This window comes from Rhizobium sp. NLR22b (assembly GCF_019685295.1).
Lineage (GTDB): Bacteria > Pseudomonadota > Alphaproteobacteria > Rhizobiales > Rhizobiaceae > Rhizobium.
Window position 1 is genome coordinate 395,662 of sequence record NZ_JABDWM010000002.1, and the last position, 16,084, is coordinate 411,745.

At 59.7% G+C, this 16,084-nt stretch carries 17 protein-coding genes; 14 read left to right on the forward strand and 3 right to left on the reverse strand.

The features are described 5' to 3' along the window. Window positions 1-52 precede the first annotated feature (52 nt). The 13 genes from cpaB (at window position 53) to HJC00_RS05620 (ending at window position 12,662) form a co-directional block, all read left to right on the forward strand. Window positions 53-967: a Flp pilus assembly protein CpaB gene (gene cpaB, locus HJC00_RS05560; protein ID WP_210632328.1), complete on the forward strand. Its 915-nt coding sequence runs from the start codon at window positions 53-55 to the stop codon at window positions 965-967. 55 nt (window positions 968-1,022) lie between these two features. Continuing rightward, window positions 1,023-2,510, forward strand: coding sequence for a type II and III secretion system protein family protein (locus tag HJC00_RS05565; protein WP_210632329.1), 1,488 nt, complete (start codon window positions 1,023-1,025; stop codon window positions 2,508-2,510). Next, entirely contained in the window at window positions 2,494-2,799 is a 306-nt protein-coding gene (locus HJC00_RS05570; protein ID WP_210632330.1) for a hypothetical protein, read from the forward strand. Before HJC00_RS05565 ends, HJC00_RS05570 begins: the two co-directional genes overlap by 17 nt. A 93-nt stretch (window positions 2,800-2,892) precedes the next feature. Continuing rightward, window positions 2,893-4,497: a TadE/TadG family type IV pilus assembly protein gene (locus tag HJC00_RS05575; RefSeq protein ID WP_221153368.1), complete on the forward strand. Its 1,605-nt coding sequence runs from the start codon at window positions 2,893-2,895 to the stop codon at window positions 4,495-4,497. Further along, window positions 4,494-4,973 carry a TadE/TadG family type IV pilus assembly protein gene (locus HJC00_RS05580; protein WP_210632332.1) on the forward strand — a complete coding sequence of 160 codons (480 nt, stop codon included), beginning with the start codon at window positions 4,494-4,496 and terminating at the stop codon, window positions 4,971-4,973. The genes HJC00_RS05575 and HJC00_RS05580 overlap by 4 nt, the downstream gene beginning before the upstream one ends. Beyond that, window positions 4,967-5,593, forward strand: coding sequence for a TadE/TadG family type IV pilus assembly protein (locus HJC00_RS05585; RefSeq protein WP_210632333.1), 627 nt, complete (start codon window positions 4,967-4,969; stop codon window positions 5,591-5,593). The genes HJC00_RS05580 and HJC00_RS05585 overlap by 7 nt, the downstream gene beginning before the upstream one ends. A gap of 27 nt (window positions 5,594-5,620) precedes the next feature. Continuing rightward, entirely contained in the window at window positions 5,621-6,763 is a 1,143-nt protein-coding gene (locus HJC00_RS05590) for a pilus assembly protein (protein ID WP_221145064.1), read from the forward strand. Further along, window positions 6,760-7,323, forward strand: coding sequence for a L,D-transpeptidase (locus tag HJC00_RS05595; RefSeq protein WP_210632335.1), 564 nt, complete (start codon window positions 6,760-6,762; stop codon window positions 7,321-7,323). The genes HJC00_RS05590 and HJC00_RS05595 overlap by 4 nt, the downstream gene beginning before the upstream one ends. Before the next feature lie 16 nt (window positions 7,324-7,339). Next, entirely contained in the window at window positions 7,340-8,788 is a 1,449-nt protein-coding gene (locus HJC00_RS05600) for a CpaF family protein (RefSeq protein WP_210632336.1), read from the forward strand. Continuing rightward, window positions 8,785-9,741, forward strand: a complete 957-nt coding sequence (locus HJC00_RS05605; protein ID WP_221163734.1) for a type II secretion system F family protein — start codon at window positions 8,785-8,787, stop codon at window positions 9,739-9,741. The genes HJC00_RS05600 and HJC00_RS05605 overlap by 4 nt, the downstream gene beginning before the upstream one ends. A 7-nt stretch (window positions 9,742-9,748) precedes the next feature. Beyond that, window positions 9,749-10,693, forward strand: a complete 945-nt coding sequence (locus HJC00_RS05610; protein WP_210632338.1) for a type II secretion system F family protein — start codon at window positions 9,749-9,751, stop codon at window positions 10,691-10,693. 15 nt (window positions 10,694-10,708) lie between these two features. Beyond that, entirely contained in the window at window positions 10,709-12,013 is a 1,305-nt protein-coding gene (locus HJC00_RS05615) for an AAA family ATPase (RefSeq protein ID WP_221163735.1), read from the forward strand. A gap of 73 nt (window positions 12,014-12,086) precedes the next feature. Then, window positions 12,087-12,662, forward strand: a complete 576-nt coding sequence (locus tag HJC00_RS05620; protein ID WP_221163736.1) for a hypothetical protein — start codon at window positions 12,087-12,089, stop codon at window positions 12,660-12,662. Window positions 12,663-12,780: 118 nt separating this feature from the next. Here HJC00_RS05620 and HJC00_RS05625 read toward each other — a convergent pair whose 3' ends face one another. The 3 genes from HJC00_RS05625 to HJC00_RS05635 form a co-directional block, all read right to left on the reverse strand. After that, complete coding sequence (locus HJC00_RS05625) at window positions 12,781-13,302, reverse strand: tetratricopeptide repeat protein (RefSeq protein ID WP_221153369.1); 522 nt, start codon at window positions 13,300-13,302, stop codon at window positions 12,781-12,783. A gap of 306 nt (window positions 13,303-13,608) precedes the next feature. Further along, a complete protein-coding gene (locus tag HJC00_RS05630) occupies window positions 13,609-14,046 on the reverse strand; it encodes a DUF1810 domain-containing protein (RefSeq protein WP_221153370.1) in 438 nt (145 codons plus the stop codon). Between the two features lie 111 nt (window positions 14,047-14,157). After that, on the reverse strand, window positions 14,158-14,433 hold the full coding sequence (locus HJC00_RS05635; protein WP_210632662.1) for a hypothetical protein: 276 nt from the start codon (window positions 14,431-14,433) through the stop codon (window positions 14,158-14,160). Between the two features lie 270 nt (window positions 14,434-14,703). Between HJC00_RS05635 and HJC00_RS05640 the strand changes: the two genes are divergently transcribed. Continuing rightward, window positions 14,704-16,074: an amidase gene (locus tag HJC00_RS05640; protein ID WP_221163737.1), complete on the forward strand. Its 1,371-nt coding sequence runs from the start codon at window positions 14,704-14,706 to the stop codon at window positions 16,072-16,074. The last annotated feature ends 10 nt before the right edge of the window (window positions 16,075-16,084 follow it).

A 16,084-nucleotide genomic window follows, 5' to 3' on the forward strand; every position in this document is an offset into this window, starting at 1 on the left:
AAATTAGAAATAATGAATGGATGCACTCCGTCCAGTGTAGCGAGTAACCGCGATGCGTTCTTCAACGATTTTAAGTCTCGTTATTGCATTTGTACTCGCCGCCGCCGCAGTTTTCGGGATGCGCGCGTATCTCTCCGATCAGAAGGCCCGACTGCTGGCGATGAACGGCGTGAAGGCCGAGGAAAGGACACTTGTGGTCGCCGCCACGCCAATGCGCTTCGGCGACCGGATTCGATCCGAAAACCTCAGGGCCATTCCCTGGCCCTCCAATGAAACACCCGCAGGCTCGTTCGTCAGCATCGATCTGGTCGTCGGCAACGATGCCCAGCCGCGTTATGCCATGGCGGCGATCGATCCGGGCGAGCCGGTTCTATCCTCGAAAATCACCGGTACCGGCGAACGCGCCACGCTGTCGGCGGCGCTCGACCAGGGCATGAAGGCGGTCTCCATCCGGGTCAACGACGTGCTCGGCGTTGCCGGGTTCGTAAGGCCTTCCGATCGCGTCGACGTGCTTCTGACGCGGGTCGTGCGCGGACCGGCCGGCAACGATCAGACCTTCGTCGACGTGCTGCTGCAAGGCGTCAAGGTGCTGGCGGTGGACCAGACGGCCGACGAGCGCAAGGACGAGCCATCCGTCGTCAAGACCGTGACCTTTGAGGTCACGACCGACGAGGCGCAGCGCCTTACCCTCGGCTCCAGTATCGGCACGCTCTCACTGGCGCTCCGCAATGTTGCCTCTTCCTCTATCGAGCAGACCCGGCCGATCACCGTCGCCGACCTCGGTGGCGGGGCGATGGCGACAGAACTGGGCAAGGATTTGGAAAAGAAGTTGCCAGAACCCGAGAAACAAGTGCAGATTGTGGAGCAAAGGGTCGAACCGGTGTTGCCGGTTGAGCCGAAGTGGGTGACAGTGGGGGTCTGGAACACGACGAAGCGCGAGGAGCACCGAGTCGGCCTGGTCCAGTGATGTTTATACGGCATGCCGCAGGTGCGGCTAGCCGAATGAGGGGGCTAAAGCAGGCATGGCGAGCGGCAAGAGAAGAATCGCAGGGACGAAAAGCCTTGCGGCATTAGCGGCAGTGTTTTCGGCCTGTGTGTGTTTGGCCCCTGGATTTGCCGGCTGCGCCAACGCACAGGAAAAGTCCGTCACTTTAGGCGAATCGGTCCAGCACGTGACGCTGCCTCCGAACGAGACGCTGACGCTCAACACCGGGCAGCCCTTCGGGGATCTCGTCATCGGCAGCGCCGATATGATCGACGTGGTGCCGCTTTCCGACCGCTCGCTGTTCATTCGCGGCAAAAAGATCGGCGCCACCAATATCTCGGTCTATGGCGAAGACAAGTCGCTTCTCGGCGTCATCGACATCCGCGTTGCCAGCGATTTCAGCGAAGTCGCCTCCGCCATTCGCTCTGCCGCGCCCTCGGCTCGGGTCAGGGTCATCAACTCCAACGATCGCATTCGCCTGACAGGCTTCGTCCGCGACGGCATCGAACTGCAGCGGGTGATGGAAATCGCCCAGTCCTATTCCGACCAGCCGGTGCTGAACCAGTTGCGCGTCAGTGACAGCCAGCAGGTGATGCTGGAGGTCCGGGTCATCGAAGCCTCGCGCCAGACGGGTCGTGACCTCGGGATCGGTTGGTCCGGGCACGGCAACAACGGAATCGGCAAGGCAACGACCAGCCAGGGTATCACCGTGGACGATGACGGCAACCTGGTCCGTAGCCTCCTCGATCCCAAGGGTGCGGCAACGGGGGCGCTGCCCTTCGGCCAGTTGATCGCCAAGGTGCTGGAAATCTCGGGCGGCCACATCGATGTGGTGATCAACGCCCTCGAGCAGAAGGGACTGGTGCGTCGCCTGGCGCAGCCGAACCTCATCGCCATGAGCGGCTCGACCGCCAGCTTCCATGCCGGCGGTGAGGTGCCGATCCTGAAGACGACGAACAACGGCACGACGGTCGCCACCGAGACGGACTATCGCCCCTTCGGTGTGCGGCTGACCTTCAAGCCGGTGGTTCTTGATGATGGGCTGATCAATCTGGAGATCGAGCCCGAGGTTTCCGAGCTCGATCCGTCGATCAACGTCAACGGCAATCCGGGCTTCATCTCGCGCGCGGCCAGCACCACGGTCGCGCTTCGCGACGGCCAGAGCTTTGCCTTGGCCGGCCTGCTGCAGTCGATCAATGCCAAAGACATCCAGCAATTGCCCGGCCTCGGAAAGATACCAGTGCTCGGCGCACTATTCCGTTCGACGAGTTTCCAGAAGAAGGAATCCGACCTCGTCATCGTCGTCACGCCGCACATCGTTCGACCGGCCCGCCCTGGCGAGGATCTCTACAGTCCGCTCGACCAGACGCGTTCGTCCAACGACCTCGAGCTTTTTGCGCTCGGTGTCATGGAAGTCGACAAGGACATGCTCCGACGCTTTCGCAATGGCGAAGGTGTGACTGGGCCCTATGGCCATCGTCTCGACCTGAACCAGGGAGTCCAAGCCGTTGCTACAAAACGCTAAGCGCGTCCTTTTCGTCCTTGCAGCCGCCGGCCTCGCTTCCGGCTGCGCCGACTACATGAACCATCGCGACACGATCACCTTCGGGCTCGGCAATGCCGTGGAAGCAAACAAGGCCATCCACATTCAGGACCCGTTCCCGCCGGAAGCCCAGCGAACGCAAATCGCAAGCGACGGCAAGGTGATCCGCAGGGTGGTCACTCAATATCAGAACGGCGGGTTGGGCGTTGTTCAGCCGTCGCCGGCCATGGGGGCGAATGGGGCCTCCAACGGGGCGACCGCCAGCCAATAGGCTGGCGAAAGGCATGAACTGCGGCAGTGCGCCGGAGGGAAAATGCACGAAACGGGGTCATCACGGCGATAGCGCCGTGATGGGGGGACGCCAATGCTCAGCAGGGTTGTCAGACGGTTCTGGAACGATCATCGCGGCTATGTCATCGCCTTGACGCTCATCGCCATGCCAATGCTTCTCGGCTTTTCGCTGCTGATCATCGATGTCGGTCGCAGCAGCAACCTGCATACCGATCTCCAGAACGCCGTCGATGCGATGGCGCTGGCCGGGGCCCGCGAACTCGATGGCCGCGATGATGCCATTACGAGGGCGCAGACGGCGATCGAGAAAATCGCCAACAGCGCGGCCTTTTCCGGCGGCGGAACCGGCATGTCGCTTGGTTCGAATATCAGCGTGACCTATGACGCCGGCAACGATGCCGGAAGCACTGTTACCGTGCTTTTTCTGAAGGATATCCCGGCCAACGACGATACATCAATCCCGGCTTCGATGGAAACGACAGTGGCCAGCGAAGCGTCCTATGCCTGGGTCGTCGCGAAGCCGCAAGCGATGCAGACGATCTTTCCGATCCCGGTCGGCTTTACCCGCGATACGATCAACATCGCCGCCGACGCCGTGGCGGTATATCACGCCAGTGCCTGCGACGTGACGCCGATCTACATCTGCAATCCGTTCGAGCCGGTGGGGAACACGAGTGAAAGCGCCAGCGAAACTGCAGCTACGGCCCTGCACACCAACTTTGCGGCCGGCAATCTCTATGGACGACAGATCGAGCTTCACAGCACCGCGGCATCCAATCCCGGTCCCGGCAATTTCGGCTTCCTGCGGACCCCCTTGGGCAATGGTGCGTCCGTGCTGGCGGAGGCTCTTGCCACCGGCAATCCCGGTACATGCTACACACAGGACAACCTCGATACCGAGACCGGCGCAAAGGCGGGGCCCGTCGAGGACGGGGTCAATACGCGCTTCGGCTTCTACTCCTCGTCGTTCAACAAGGCGAACGGAGATTATCGTTACCGGCCTGCCCAGAACGTGCGCTCCGCGCAGTCAATCAGCGGCAAGGGCAAGAAGGGCTGCGATACCTATAATCCAGTCATGGTCGGAGCCGTTGTCGGCGATGCGACCAAGGCCTTGCCGCTCGGCTATGGAGCGGGCATGACCTCGCTTGCCGGCGGCAAGATCAGCAGTGGCAACAATTGGAACTACACGACCTATTGGAATGTCGCGCAGGGCACGGCAGCGCCCTCGGTGAGCACGGTCCTCAGCAACTACTCCAGTTATCCCCCGCAGGCGACCGGAACGCCAGCACAGCCCTCCGCTTATGACGTCTATCGCTACGAGCTTGCAAACGCGGCTCTCATCAATCATGCCTCGGCGAATGGTGAGACCGGAACGCCGGCAACGGGTGGTCAGTGCTATGCCGGCCCGGACCTTTCGAACTATACGGCAGCCGAATATGGCGACCGCCGCGAGATTTTCTCGGCCATTGTCAATTGTGGCTATGAGGCTTCGGTCGGCCATCTGAACGGTCACAAGGCCACGCGCGCCGTTGCCTTCGCGCGCATGTTCCTGACCAAGCCGGCGATAAAGGATGCCGGCGAACGATACCTTTCCCTGGAGATGATCGACATCACCGGCAAGGGTGGTCGCGGTACGCTGGACGAATTCCTGCGGGAAGAATCGGAGCTGGTCAGATGATTGCGTTCCGCAATTTTATTCTGCATCGGCTTTGCCTCGGTTTCTGGCGGCGGGAGGAAGGCGCAGTGCTCGCCGAAGCGCTGCTCGCAATCCCCTTTGTGACGCTCTTTGCGGCTGGAATACTGGAGTTTGGCAGCATCTTCTGGCAGCGCATGCAGATCGACGCAGGCTTGCGCGATGCGGGGCGTTACCTTTCGCGCTGCCGACCGGCCTCGGGAACCTATGTGCCGACATGCAATCAGGCGACGGCCAAGACCATTGCTTTTTACGGAACGCAAACACCCGCGGCAGATGCTGAGCCCCGTGTCCCCGGCTGGAACGACCCTTCCGACATCACAATCAGTGCACCCGATGCGGACGGCAACATCACCATTTCCACTGCGCATCTCTATCAGAGTTCACCGGTATTCGCCTTTCTCGGACTCGACGCCATCACGATCAGTTCCTTCCATGAAGAGAGATACATCGGATGGTGACCTCCAGGGCAATCAAGGCATTCTGGCAGGATAGCAGTGGCGCCAGCCTTGTCGAAGCATTGCTGACCTTTCCGATCGTCATGCTGGTCTTCGCCGCCTTCATCGAGTTCGGCTATGCCATGTCGCAGTGGAATCAGACGGTCAAGGCACTGCAATATGGTGCCCGACTGGCGGCCGTATCAGATCCGCTGACAACCAATTTCGCTGCCGTTTTCCCGGTCGAAGCTGCCGATCCGCTCAACAACGGCAAAGCGACGCCGAACGATGCCACGATATCCTCGACCTGCGGACCGGCTCTTGCGAACTGCAGCACGGCGGCATTGAACCGGATTGTCCTCGGAAGCGACGGCGTTTGCAACGCGGGAACCGATCCCCACCCGGGCATTTGCGACCTAAACTGGCGCATCACGCCGGATAAGCTGATGGTCACCTATCAGCGATCGGGGCTCGGCTATTGGGGCCGCCCGGACGGGCCGGTGCTGACGATGCGGCTGGAGGTGCGCGACATCACCTTCGATCTGCCGATCCTCGGCGGGTTGCTGGGACTGAACGACGTCACCATCCCGGCCCATCCGGTGACGATCACGACGGAAGACCTGAAGACCTGCTCAACCTGCTGACTTCTTGTTACGCGTAGGAAAGCGAAAATGACAGCGCACATGAACATTGCCGCATCCACCAAGATCCTGGTTCTCTCCGACGACGCGGCCGCAGCGAGCTTCATGCTCGATACATTCGGGTCGCTTTCGCGTTACGATGTCCGCCATCTCTCGCTGAAGGCGCTCGGAGAAAAGGGCCGACTCGATCCGACGCAGTTCGGACTGATCGTTCTCGACGTCGACAACGGGGAATTGCTGCAGCAGCCGGAGCTCTTCGCGTTTCGCACCCGCTATCGGGACGTTCCGCTCGTCGTCGTCTCCGAAGACTTGCCGGACGACATGCTGCGGCTGCTCTTCCGCCTGAACGGCAATGACTGGCTGAAGAAGCCGCTCGAGCGCCGCGCCCTGATCGACATGATTTCGACCCATGCGCCAGGCACGGGCGCCAGCGACAGCCGGGTGCATGCCGTGGTCTCAGCCGTCGGTGGCGCGGGCGCCAGCATGATCGCTTCGTCGCTCGCGCATGTGCTGGCCCAGCCGACCAAGAATTCCACGCCGAGGATCGACTTGTTCGACACGGATTTTTGTTCTGGGGCGCTCGGCTATTATCTCAATCTTGTCAACGACTACGACTTGAAACCGGTCATCGCCAATCCTTCCCGGGTCGATCTCGAATTCATCGATCTTGTCCGAAAGCGGCATCCGGGCGGCTTTTCACTGCTGTCCTTCAAGCAGCCGTCAGTCCTTCTGGCGCCGAAGGGCGGTGAACTCGTGCTGCGTATGCTCGACGTGGCCGCCTTTGAGAGCGACCACACGATCGTCGACATCCCCTATTATGACACGCCGTGGAAATACGAGGTGCTCACTTCGGTCAACAGCATCTATATCGTCACAGAAATGACGGTCCCCGCGCTTTCTCATGCGAAGGATTTGTTTTCAAACCTGGTGCGGCTGCGAGGAAGTGCGGATCAGATATTCATCGTCATCAACAAATACCGCGCCAAGTTTTTTGGCCTCGGCCTGCGCCGACAACAAACGGAGAAGATATTCAAGGACATCCCGACGCACGTCATTGCGGATGACTGGGAGACTTTGAGCGAGGCGGTCAACCGCGGAGTGCTGCCGGTTCAGGTGAATTCCCGTGCGCGCTTCTGCGGCGCGGTCGGTAAACTTGGAGCATTGGTGCGATGAAGGCGATTGACAGTGGGTGCATAAGGTCCTGCGTCGGCCTTGTGTTTCTGGCCGTTCTGGCCGTCGCCGGGGATGCGGCGGCAGCCGGGCTAGTGCCGCGAAGCCTTGGGCCGACGACAAGCACGGTGGTGACGATCGAAAAAGGCTACGCGGCTGGAACGATCGTCATCGTCAGCGCGAACCGAACGCTGGATCTCGTCATCTCCGATGGACGGGCGATCCGTTACAAGATCGGCGTCGGACGAGATGGATTTCGCTGGAGCGGGACTGTCAAGGTTGGACGCAAGGCGGAGTGGCCCGACTGGCGCCCGCCTGCCGAGATGAAGGCGCGCGCAGCCGGGCTTCCGGACTTGGTGCCCGCCGGGCCGCTCAATCCCTTGGGCGCTCGCGGGATCTATCTCTTCAAGGGCGGGACCGACACGCTCTACCGCATTCATGGAACGAACGAGCAGTCGACGGTCGGCGATTTCGCGTCATCGGGCTGTTTTCGCATGAGCAATGCCGACGTCATCGATCTCTATGAGAGGGTGAAAGTCGGTTCCACGGTCATTGTAAAATAGTTCAGGGGTGGGAAACATGGCGAACGGCATCATGGGGCGTTTCTACAAGCATCAGCAGGAGCCTGAAATCCGCGAACATCCGGAGGCGGCCGAACTGTCACTCGTCGCAGCGCAGAACATGCCTGCCCAACCGGTCTCTGTCAGCAGCACGGTGAGTGGCGAAGAAGCTTCGCTTGGGCCGGACCTGGTTTCCGAGCGGGTCAATCTGCACCGCTACCTGCTCGATCGCATCAACCTCGGGATTCTCGACACGCTCGACAACGAGGAGATCGCCACCGAGATCCGACCGCTGGTCAAGGATTACATCCGCAATAACAACTTTCCGCTGAATGCCAAGGAAATCAATGATCTGATTCGCGATATCACCGACGAGATGCTCGGGCTGGGGCCGATCGAGCCGCTGCTGGCCGACGACACGATCGCGGATATTCTCATCAACGGCTACAACAGCGTCTATGTCGAGCGGAGCGGCAAGCTCGAGAGCACCGCCGTGCGGTTCAAGGACGAGGACCATCTGCTTCGGGTGATCAACAAGATCGTCTCGGCCGTCGGTCGCCGCGTCGACGAGTCGACGCCGATGGTCGACGCCCGCCTCAAGGATGGCTCGCGTGTCAACGTTGCCATCAGGCCGATCTCGGTCGATGGACCGCTCGTTTCCATTCGCAAATTCACCCGCAAGCCGCTGACATTGGAGCGCCTGGTGCAATATGGCGCCATGGCCGATGCGATGCGCATCCTTCTCAGCGCTGCGGTCAAGGGCAAGGTGTCGATGGTGATTTCAGGCGGCACCGGTTCCGGCAAGACCACCTTGCTCAACGCTCTCTCGTCCCAGATTTCTCCAAAGGAGCGCCTGATCACCATCGAGGATGCGGCCGAACTGCAACTGCAGCAGCCCCATGTCGGGCGCTTGGAAACCCGACCGCCGACGCTCGACGGACGCAACGAGATCCGCCAACGCGAACTTCTGAAAAACGCCCTGCGCATGCGCCCCGACCGCATCATCGTCGGCGAAGTCCGCGGCGACGAGGCATTCGACATGCTGCAGGCGATGAATACCGGGCACGAGGGGTCGATGACGACGATTCACGCCAACACGCCCCGCGACGCCGTCGGCCGGCTTGAGCAGATGGTCGGCATGGCCGGGATGCCGATGTCGCAGTTGAGTATTCGCTCGCAGATCTCGTCCGCCATCACCGTCATCGTGCAGGTACAGCGCCTGAGCGACGGCAGCCGCAAAGTTGTCTCGATCTCCGAGATCACCGGCATGGAGGGCGAAGTCGTGCAGATGCAGGAGATTATGAAATTCAAGAAAATCAACACCGATGAAGGTGGGCGGATCCATGGAGAATTCCGCGCCACCGGCATCCGGCCGCGGTTCGTCGAGGAATTTGCCGAACTCGGGATCGAGATCCCTGTGGCGATTTTCGATCCCGGTAAACCGCTGCAAACGGGGCCTGTTCAATGACGACCCTCACGCTGCTTTACGCCGCCGTTTTCACCGCGGCCCTAGTCGCTGTCGAAGCGATCATGCGCGGCTATTTCAAGACATCCGAACGCCACCGCGCGGTGAACCATCGGTTGCGCTTGCTCGAGGTCAGCGATGATCATCGTAAAACCTATAGCGATATGCTCAAGGAGCGCGGTGCCGGCGACAGTTGGCGGCAAACCCCCATAATGCAGCGACTGCTGCGGTTCTACGCCCAGTCGGGAATCAAGTTCGATATCAGGCGTTTTGCTCTCTTCGCGATCGCCGGCGCACTTGTGACATGGCTGGTCGTCCAGTTCCTCGTGCCGAGCACTCTGTTCAGAATACCCGTCTTTCTCCTGATCTGCCTCCTCGTCCCGGCACTCGTCGTCTGGCGCGCCCGGGCCAGCCGCATGAAGAAATTCGAACTGAAACTTCCTGAAGCGCTGGATGTCGCCAATCGCAGCCTCGCGGCTGGCCACCCGCTGCCGGCGGCGATCGCTCTGGTGGCCCGCGAGATGCCTGATCCGATCGGCACCGAGTTCGGCCTCCTCTCGGATGAACTCACCTACGGCGTTACACTGGATGATGCCCTTCTCAACTTGGCGGGCCGGGTCGGCGTCGAGGATCTGAATCTGCTCGCGATATCGTTGAGCGTACAGGCGGGAACCGGCGGAAATCTCGTGGAGATCTTGCAAAACCTTTCGAAGACGCTGCGAGACCGGACGATGCTGAAGGCGAAGGTCAGAGCGATTTCCTCGGAAGGGCGTATCACGGCGATCTTCATGTCGATTTATCCCTTTCTGCTCTACGCGATGATCAAGGCATTGTCGCCGACCTACTTCGATCCCGTCTGGGATAGCGGCTACGGAACCGCCATTGTGAGCGTGCTGCTCACCGCCATGGCGATCGGGAATGTCATTCTCTACAAGATGGTCAACTTCGAGTACTGAGGCGGTCATGTCGAGTGAGTATGGAATTTACCTCATCGTCTTCTTTGCAGTCCTGATCTTTACAGCAGCAGCCTCGGAACTGTTTTTTCGACAGCGCGAGGTCGCGGTTCGGGTTTCGAAGAGCTCGGCGGCAGCCCGCGAGGAGTTCCACCTCGGCGATACGACAATCGCCGATCTCGGCGAGGCTGAAAACCGCCTGATCCGTCGCTATTTCGAGATTACGCGACGCGACACGAATGTGAACTCCACCCAGAACCGGCTGATTCGTGCGGGGTATTTCGCTGCCGGCGCCGTGACCACCTTCCAGGTGGTTCGCGCGGTGGTCTGTATCAGCGTGCTCGTTGCGGCGGTCTGGGCCGTAAACCGGATCGCACCCAATATGTCGCAGATGGCGGCCCTGATCATTGCGATGTTTGCTGCGGGCGTAACCTTCATCCTGGTCAACATCTATATCGACCGGCGCGGCGCCGCCAAGGAGAGGGAGTACCGCCGACTCTTTCCCGATTTCATGGATATGCTGATCGTCTGCCTCGATGCGGGCATGAGCATCGAGGCGGCGGCAAACCGGGTTGCTCGTGAATTCGTCGACAAGAAGCAGGACTTCGGCCTGCATCTCTCGATCATGATGCTGGAAGTGCGTGGCGGCCGGCGATTGCGCGAGGCGCTCGCCAACCTTGCCACCCGCCTGAGGATCGATGAGGCCCGGGCCCTTTCCGTTCTGTTCCGCCAATCGGAGGAACTCGGGACCAGCGTTACGCAGACGCTGCGGGTCTACAGCAAGGAAATGCGCGACCTGCGTATTGTCCGCGCGGAGGAAAAGGCCAACGCCCTGCCGGTCAAGATGCTGCTGCCGCTCGGCGCCTTCCTTTTTCCGGTGAGCCTCATCATCGTTCTCGTCCCCATTGTTATCCGTGTCGTCATGCTTCTCGTCAGCATGAAACCCGGCGGTTGAGCCAAGCGAGGTCGTATGCAGTATTCGCTCGAACAAAATCGTAATGATGCGATCATTTCCCTCGACCCGCGGATGCCAATGGCACCGGCAAGCCTAGAACAAGCGGGATTGGATCAGTCGTTCCTGCTCCGGCTGGCCGCAAAATGTGCGGTCGAACAGGATACGACCACGGCATCTCATCTCGCTGAGCGCATGAAATTGCCGAAAGTGATCGTCAACATCCTGATCAAGGAACTGGTAAAACTCGCCTATCTCGAGGCCCGTGGCTTGGCGGGTGAGGATGTCAAATCCGATGTCCGATATGCGCTGTCAATGAAGGGGTTCGAATATGCCCACACGGCGTCGCGTCAATGCCAATATGTCGGACCGGCGCCGGTATCGCTCGACGCGTTCTGCCGGCAACTCGGTTTGCAGTCCATCCATGACGAGCGCGTGACCCCCGAGCGGCTGACCGACAGCCTTGAGGGGCTGGTGCTCTCGCACACCCTGGTCGAAAAGCTCGGCCCGGCCATTAACTCCGGCCGCTCTATTCTGCTTTACGGACCGCCCGGCAACGGAAAGACCAGCATCGCCGAGCGGACGTCGCAGCTGTTTCGCCAAACGATCTGGGTGCCCTATGCCATCGAGGTCGGCGGCCATGTCATCAGTTTCTATGACGAAGCCGTGCACCACCCTGTATCCGAGGCTGATACGGATTCTCATCCGAAAGCGGATCGCCGATGGATCGAATGCCGCCGCCCGGTGATCAAGACGGGCGGGGAATTGACCCTCGATCAGCTCGATCTCACCTTCAACGCCGGGCCAAATGTCTATGAAGCGCCCATACACTTGAAGGCCTCCGGCGGCGTCTTCATTATCGACGACTTCGGGCGTCAGCAAGTGGCGCCGCAGGCGCTCATCAATCGCTGGATTGTGCCGCTCGAGCGCGGATATGACTTCCTGACGCTGCACACCGGCAAGAAGTTCAAGGTTCCCTTTGACGAGTTGGTCGTGTTTTCGACCAATATCGCACCGAAGGACCTCTCCGACGAGGCGGGCTTGCGGCGCCTCAAATACAAGATCTATGTCAACACGCCGTCGCGAGACGAATATATCAGAATTTTCAAATCCTATGCCAGCGGCGCCGGAGTGGTTGTCTGCGATCCAGACCTGAACCTGTTCTACGATCGCAAGTACAATGGCGAAGTGCTAGCGTCGTGTTATCATCCGAAATATCTTATCGATTTCGTCGGTTCTTACTGCGAATTCAACGGCATAACAGGAATCGCGTCGCTCGATATGCTCGAACGGGCGTGGGAAGGTGTATTTACGTCGGAATGATTGCGGGCCTGGTGCTGATCGCCTGTTCCCGGACAATGTGTCCAACTTTATGACTTACGGGGGAGTAACACAAATGACCGGCATCCCGAATATCGACATCGAAGCCGACCGCGCAAAACCAAGCCACATGCGAACACCAGAGCCGAGAGGCTCAAGAAACCCGCTGCTCGTCGGTTTGATCCTCATGCTCCTGCCGGTGAATGCCGGCGTTCTCATTTATACGGCCAAGAACTCAGCCGATGTTCGCGAGAGCCGCGAAACCATCGCCGCGCTCAAAAGGTCCATTGATGGCCTGAGAGGACAAATGGAAAAGCAGTCGGGCAACATCGCGGATACTGCCAAGGCCGACGAAGTCGCACTGATCCGCCAGGAGATTGATAGCTTGCAAAAGTCCATTTTGTCGATGAACGAAGGGATGCGCAACGACAGAAGCGGTGCACGCATGGGTTCAGCCTTGGTCCTCAGCGCGCCCGGCAAGGAACCAGCACAATTTTTCGCACCTTCGGTCCGCGCCCTGTCGGCGGAAACTCTAACGCCGGATAGCACTCTTGCGTCCATCGAAGCCGGCGGCATTCCAATCAATAACCTGCCGCGTTACGAACGCACGCTCTCGCCGGAAGGCAAGCTCATCCTTCGGAAGGCACGGTAAATACCGACTTCGCCGAAATCCCCAAAGCAATCGGTGGACGCCGCCAGGGGCGCCGTGCCGCTGCTCATATCTAGGGCGTTCTCATCTCGACGCAGATTGCAGATCGCTGAAGGATCGATTACCTCTGAGCATACTTCACACTGTTCTTCATCAGTTCGAGATTACGGGCAGTGACTTCGTTTCCGGGATCGAGCTCATAGGCTTTCAGGAAATAGCGTCTGGCAGTCCGCAGGTCGCCACGTAACAGGTGAGAATATCCGATATTGTTGTAGTAGACCGGGGTGTTGCCGATCATCCGCGAGAGTTGCTGGTAGGCGCGGTCGGACGTGTCAAAGCGGGCAACCATGTCGGCGGAGGCTGCCAGGCCTAGCCAGGCGGCCGGGTCTTCCGGAAAAACGTCGACGGCGCGCTTGTAGATGGCGTAGGATTTTCCGTAGTTTTTTTCCTGAAACTGCAGTTTGCCGTTGGTTATCAGCTCGTCGTTCTTGTAGAAGGCGACCGCCGAGTCGTCCTGGAGGGTTTTGGCACTGTCGCCGTAAGCAGCCAGACCATCAACGCCGGATGACTGGCAACCAGCCAAAATCACTCCGGTCGCTATCAAAAAGGCAATGCATTTCGTCCCAGCTCTGATCTGCAACATTGGAAATTTGATCCCCACCAGACATTCTTACCCAAGACTCGGATGCGTTCACCGGCATCATCATGAAAAAAAGCTAACAACTCAAGAATTTAAGCAATTACTCACAAAAAAGCGACGGAGGCGGCCTTCGCCGGGATTGCGCCATGGGTGATAAACCCCAGCTATCCAGGGTAGGTATCATGTGCCCAGTGATTCTCAGAGTAGAAAATCAATCAACGTCGCCTACCCTGCTTGCCAGGTCAAAGGATGGAACGCCGCATGCGGATCGCCATTTTTTCGCTGATGCGACTGGGGCCAGCACTGGCCTTAGTCCCTGGCGCTGAGGATCTCGATCGTCCGCTCGTCGAATTTTCCTTGATAAAAACGATCGATCACCCGGTGGAAGGGTGAGTCGTGATCGCTGATCGCAGCAAACAAGGTCATCGAAGAGCGCAGCTTGCTATCATCAGGCGAGCCGAGGATGTCATGAGCCGATCGGCCGTCGATCGATAAAATCGCCTCGACGCAGCGCAGCAGCCGGCTTGAGAGCGTGGGATCGGCGAGATAGGCAGCGGCTTCCCCGGCCGAGCGTATGGCGTATTTTTCCGCCATTGCCGAGGTGCCGAGACCAGTTATCTGCGGGAAGATGAACCACATCCAATGGGAGGTTTTCCGTCCGGCCCTCAGCTCGGAAAGCGCCTGCTCGTAGATGCCGTTTTGGGCATCGACGAAACGTTCGAGATTGTAATCGATCTTGCCGGCCATGGTTCTTTCCCCTTTTTGCTGTCAACGCAGCCTTGAGCCAGAGGTCTCCATGCCCGGCGAAGGAACGTCTCCCCGGCGAACAATGTCGCCCGGGGGTAGTCGACTTTGCTATCAGCAGACCCTTTCAGCATAAGGGCTACTGTCACGGCAATGGCCGTAAGGCTGATGGTGCGGCGTATCGTCAGGGGTGGCGGCAATGGCCGATGTCGTCACCGGATCCGTCTCGCTGGAAGAATATGCGGCAAAACCGACAAAGCTCAAGACAACCAGCGCTGCGACCACGACGATGCGCTCGAAACCGGAAAGTTTCTGGGCGCTGACATGTTCCACATAGTCGCGCTCGCCTGGGCCGGCAGTTTCGTCCTCTTTCACGTGGAGGGTCACCATGTCCTGGCGACGGCTTAAATTTTCACAATCTGTCATTTTAATTACTCCTGGAACACATGCGAGCCGGTCGAAGAGTAAACTCTCACCCTCGTGCCGAACCGGCTCGCCATGCGTGCATGCATGTGTGTCTTCAATCGTGGCAATTGAAGGGGCGATATTCAAACTCAGTGTTCAAAAATTCGTACCAATAAATGCAAAAGATCGTGAGGCTCTGGCCCGCTCGAATGATCCGGGTTAGTCCTAGGCGGCATCTCTCATCAGGACCGTCCCATGAGCAAATCCTTCGGTGCGATGTCTGTCGCCCAGCTTTCCGTTCTCATCCAGGGCGGTGTCGCCGATCCGGTCGATGTGGCCGAGACGGTATTCGAATCCATCTCGGGTTTTGCCGACAAGGCGGTCTTCACCACATTGCTCGAAGGCCGGGCGATGGAGGAGGCGCGCGCCTCCTCCAAACGTTTGCGGGAAGGGCGCTCGCTCGGTTTGCTGGACGGCGTTCCGATCGCCTGGAAGGATCTTTTCGACATTGAGGGCCTGCCAACGACGGCAGGGTCCGTCGTCCTGGCCGCCGATCCGCCCGCCACTCGCGATGCGGCGGTCGTCGGTCTCCTCAGGCAGGCGGGCATGATTGCCATCGGCCGCACCAATATGAGCGAGTTCGCCTTTTCCGGCCTTGGCATCAATCCGCATTACGGCACGCCGGTCAATCCGCGCGGCACCGATCTCCCGCGCATCCCCGGCGGCTCCTCCTCCGGCGCCGGTGTCGCCGTCGCAGCCGGGCTGGTGCCGGTCGCGATGGGCACGGATACCGGCGGGTCGGTGCGCATTCCCGCCGCCTTCAATGGGATCGTCGGCTACAAGGCGACATCAGGCCGTCATGCGATGGACGGCGTCTATCCGCTGGCAAAGAGCCTCGATTCGCTGGGGCCGCTCTGCCGCAGCGTCAGGGATGGCGTGTGGATCGATGCGGCGATGCGCGGCCTGACCGCGCCTGATGTCATCGAGCGTCCGTTGCGGGGGCTGGAATTGCTCGTGCCCGAAAATATCGTTTTCGATGCGGCGGAACCGGGCGTTGTCGCTGCTTTCGAGATGGCTTTGGAACGTCTTCAAAGCGCCGGTGCCTCTGTTTCCCGCACCGTCATTCCCGCCTTCAGCGAATTCTTCGATCTGATGACGAGATATGGTCCACTGGTGACGGCGGAGGCTTTCGCCCTTCACCAGGAACGTTTGGCGGGACCGGATGCAGACCGTATGGACCATCGCGTCGTCATGCGTACCCGCTTGGGAAGCAGGACAACGGCGCCCGATTACATCGCGATGCTGCAGGCGCGCAGCCGCCTGATCGCCGATACGAACCGCCTCATTGGCAATCGCCTGATCGCTTTTCCCACGGTCGCCCATGTCGCTCCGCCGATCTCGCCGCTGGAAAAGGATGACGAACTGTTCTTCGCCACGAATAACAAGACGCTGCGCAATACCGCGCTCGGCAATTTCCTCGACTGGTGCGGCGTTTCCATCCCCTGCGGCACGGGCGTAGCAGGCATGCCGGTCGGTCTGCTGCTTTCGGCGACCGCAAATCGCGACGAGGCGCTGCTGGGGGCGGCACTTGTGGCCGAGGCGGTGGTCCGGGGCGATTTCGTCTGAAATTGGCAAT

Coding starts and splice junctions, on each gene's coding strand:
- cpaB (WP_210632328.1), top strand. CDS start 53: ATGCGTTCTTCAACGATTTTAAGTCTCGTTATTGCATTTGTACTCGCC.
- HJC00_RS05565 (WP_210632329.1), top strand. CDS start 1,023: ATGGCGAGCGGCAAGAGAAGAATCGCAGGGACGAAAAGCCTTGCGGCA.
- HJC00_RS05575 (WP_221153368.1), top strand. CDS start 2,893: ATGCTCAGCAGGGTTGTCAGACGGTTCTGGAACGATCATCGCGGCTAT.
- HJC00_RS05580 (WP_210632332.1), top strand. CDS start 4,494: ATGATTGCGTTCCGCAATTTTATTCTGCATCGGCTTTGCCTCGGTTTC.
- HJC00_RS05585 (WP_210632333.1), top strand. CDS start 4,967: ATGGTGACCTCCAGGGCAATCAAGGCATTCTGGCAGGATAGCAGTGGC.
- HJC00_RS05590 (WP_221145064.1), top strand. CDS start 5,621: ATGACAGCGCACATGAACATTGCCGCATCCACCAAGATCCTGGTTCTC.
- HJC00_RS05595 (WP_210632335.1), top strand. CDS start 6,760: ATGAAGGCGATTGACAGTGGGTGCATAAGGTCCTGCGTCGGCCTTGTG.
- HJC00_RS05600 (WP_210632336.1), top strand. CDS start 7,340: ATGGCGAACGGCATCATGGGGCGTTTCTACAAGCATCAGCAGGAGCCT.
- HJC00_RS05605 (WP_221163734.1), top strand. CDS start 8,785: ATGACGACCCTCACGCTGCTTTACGCCGCCGTTTTCACCGCGGCCCTA.
- HJC00_RS05610 (WP_210632338.1), top strand. CDS start 9,749: ATGTCGAGTGAGTATGGAATTTACCTCATCGTCTTCTTTGCAGTCCTG.
- HJC00_RS05615 (WP_221163735.1), top strand. CDS start 10,709: ATGCAGTATTCGCTCGAACAAAATCGTAATGATGCGATCATTTCCCTC.
- HJC00_RS05620 (WP_221163736.1), top strand. CDS start 12,087: ATGACCGGCATCCCGAATATCGACATCGAAGCCGACCGCGCAAAACCA.
- HJC00_RS05625 (WP_221153369.1), bottom strand. CDS start 13,302: ATGTTGCAGATCAGAGCTGGGACGAAATGCATTGCCTTTTTGATAGCG.
- HJC00_RS05630 (WP_221153370.1), bottom strand. CDS start 14,046: ATGGCCGGCAAGATCGATTACAATCTCGAACGTTTCGTCGATGCCCAA.
- HJC00_RS05635 (WP_210632662.1), bottom strand. CDS start 14,433: ATGGTGACCCTCCACGTGAAAGAGGACGAAACTGCCGGCCCAGGCGAG.
- HJC00_RS05640 (WP_221163737.1), top strand. CDS start 14,704: ATGAGCAAATCCTTCGGTGCGATGTCTGTCGCCCAGCTTTCCGTTCTC.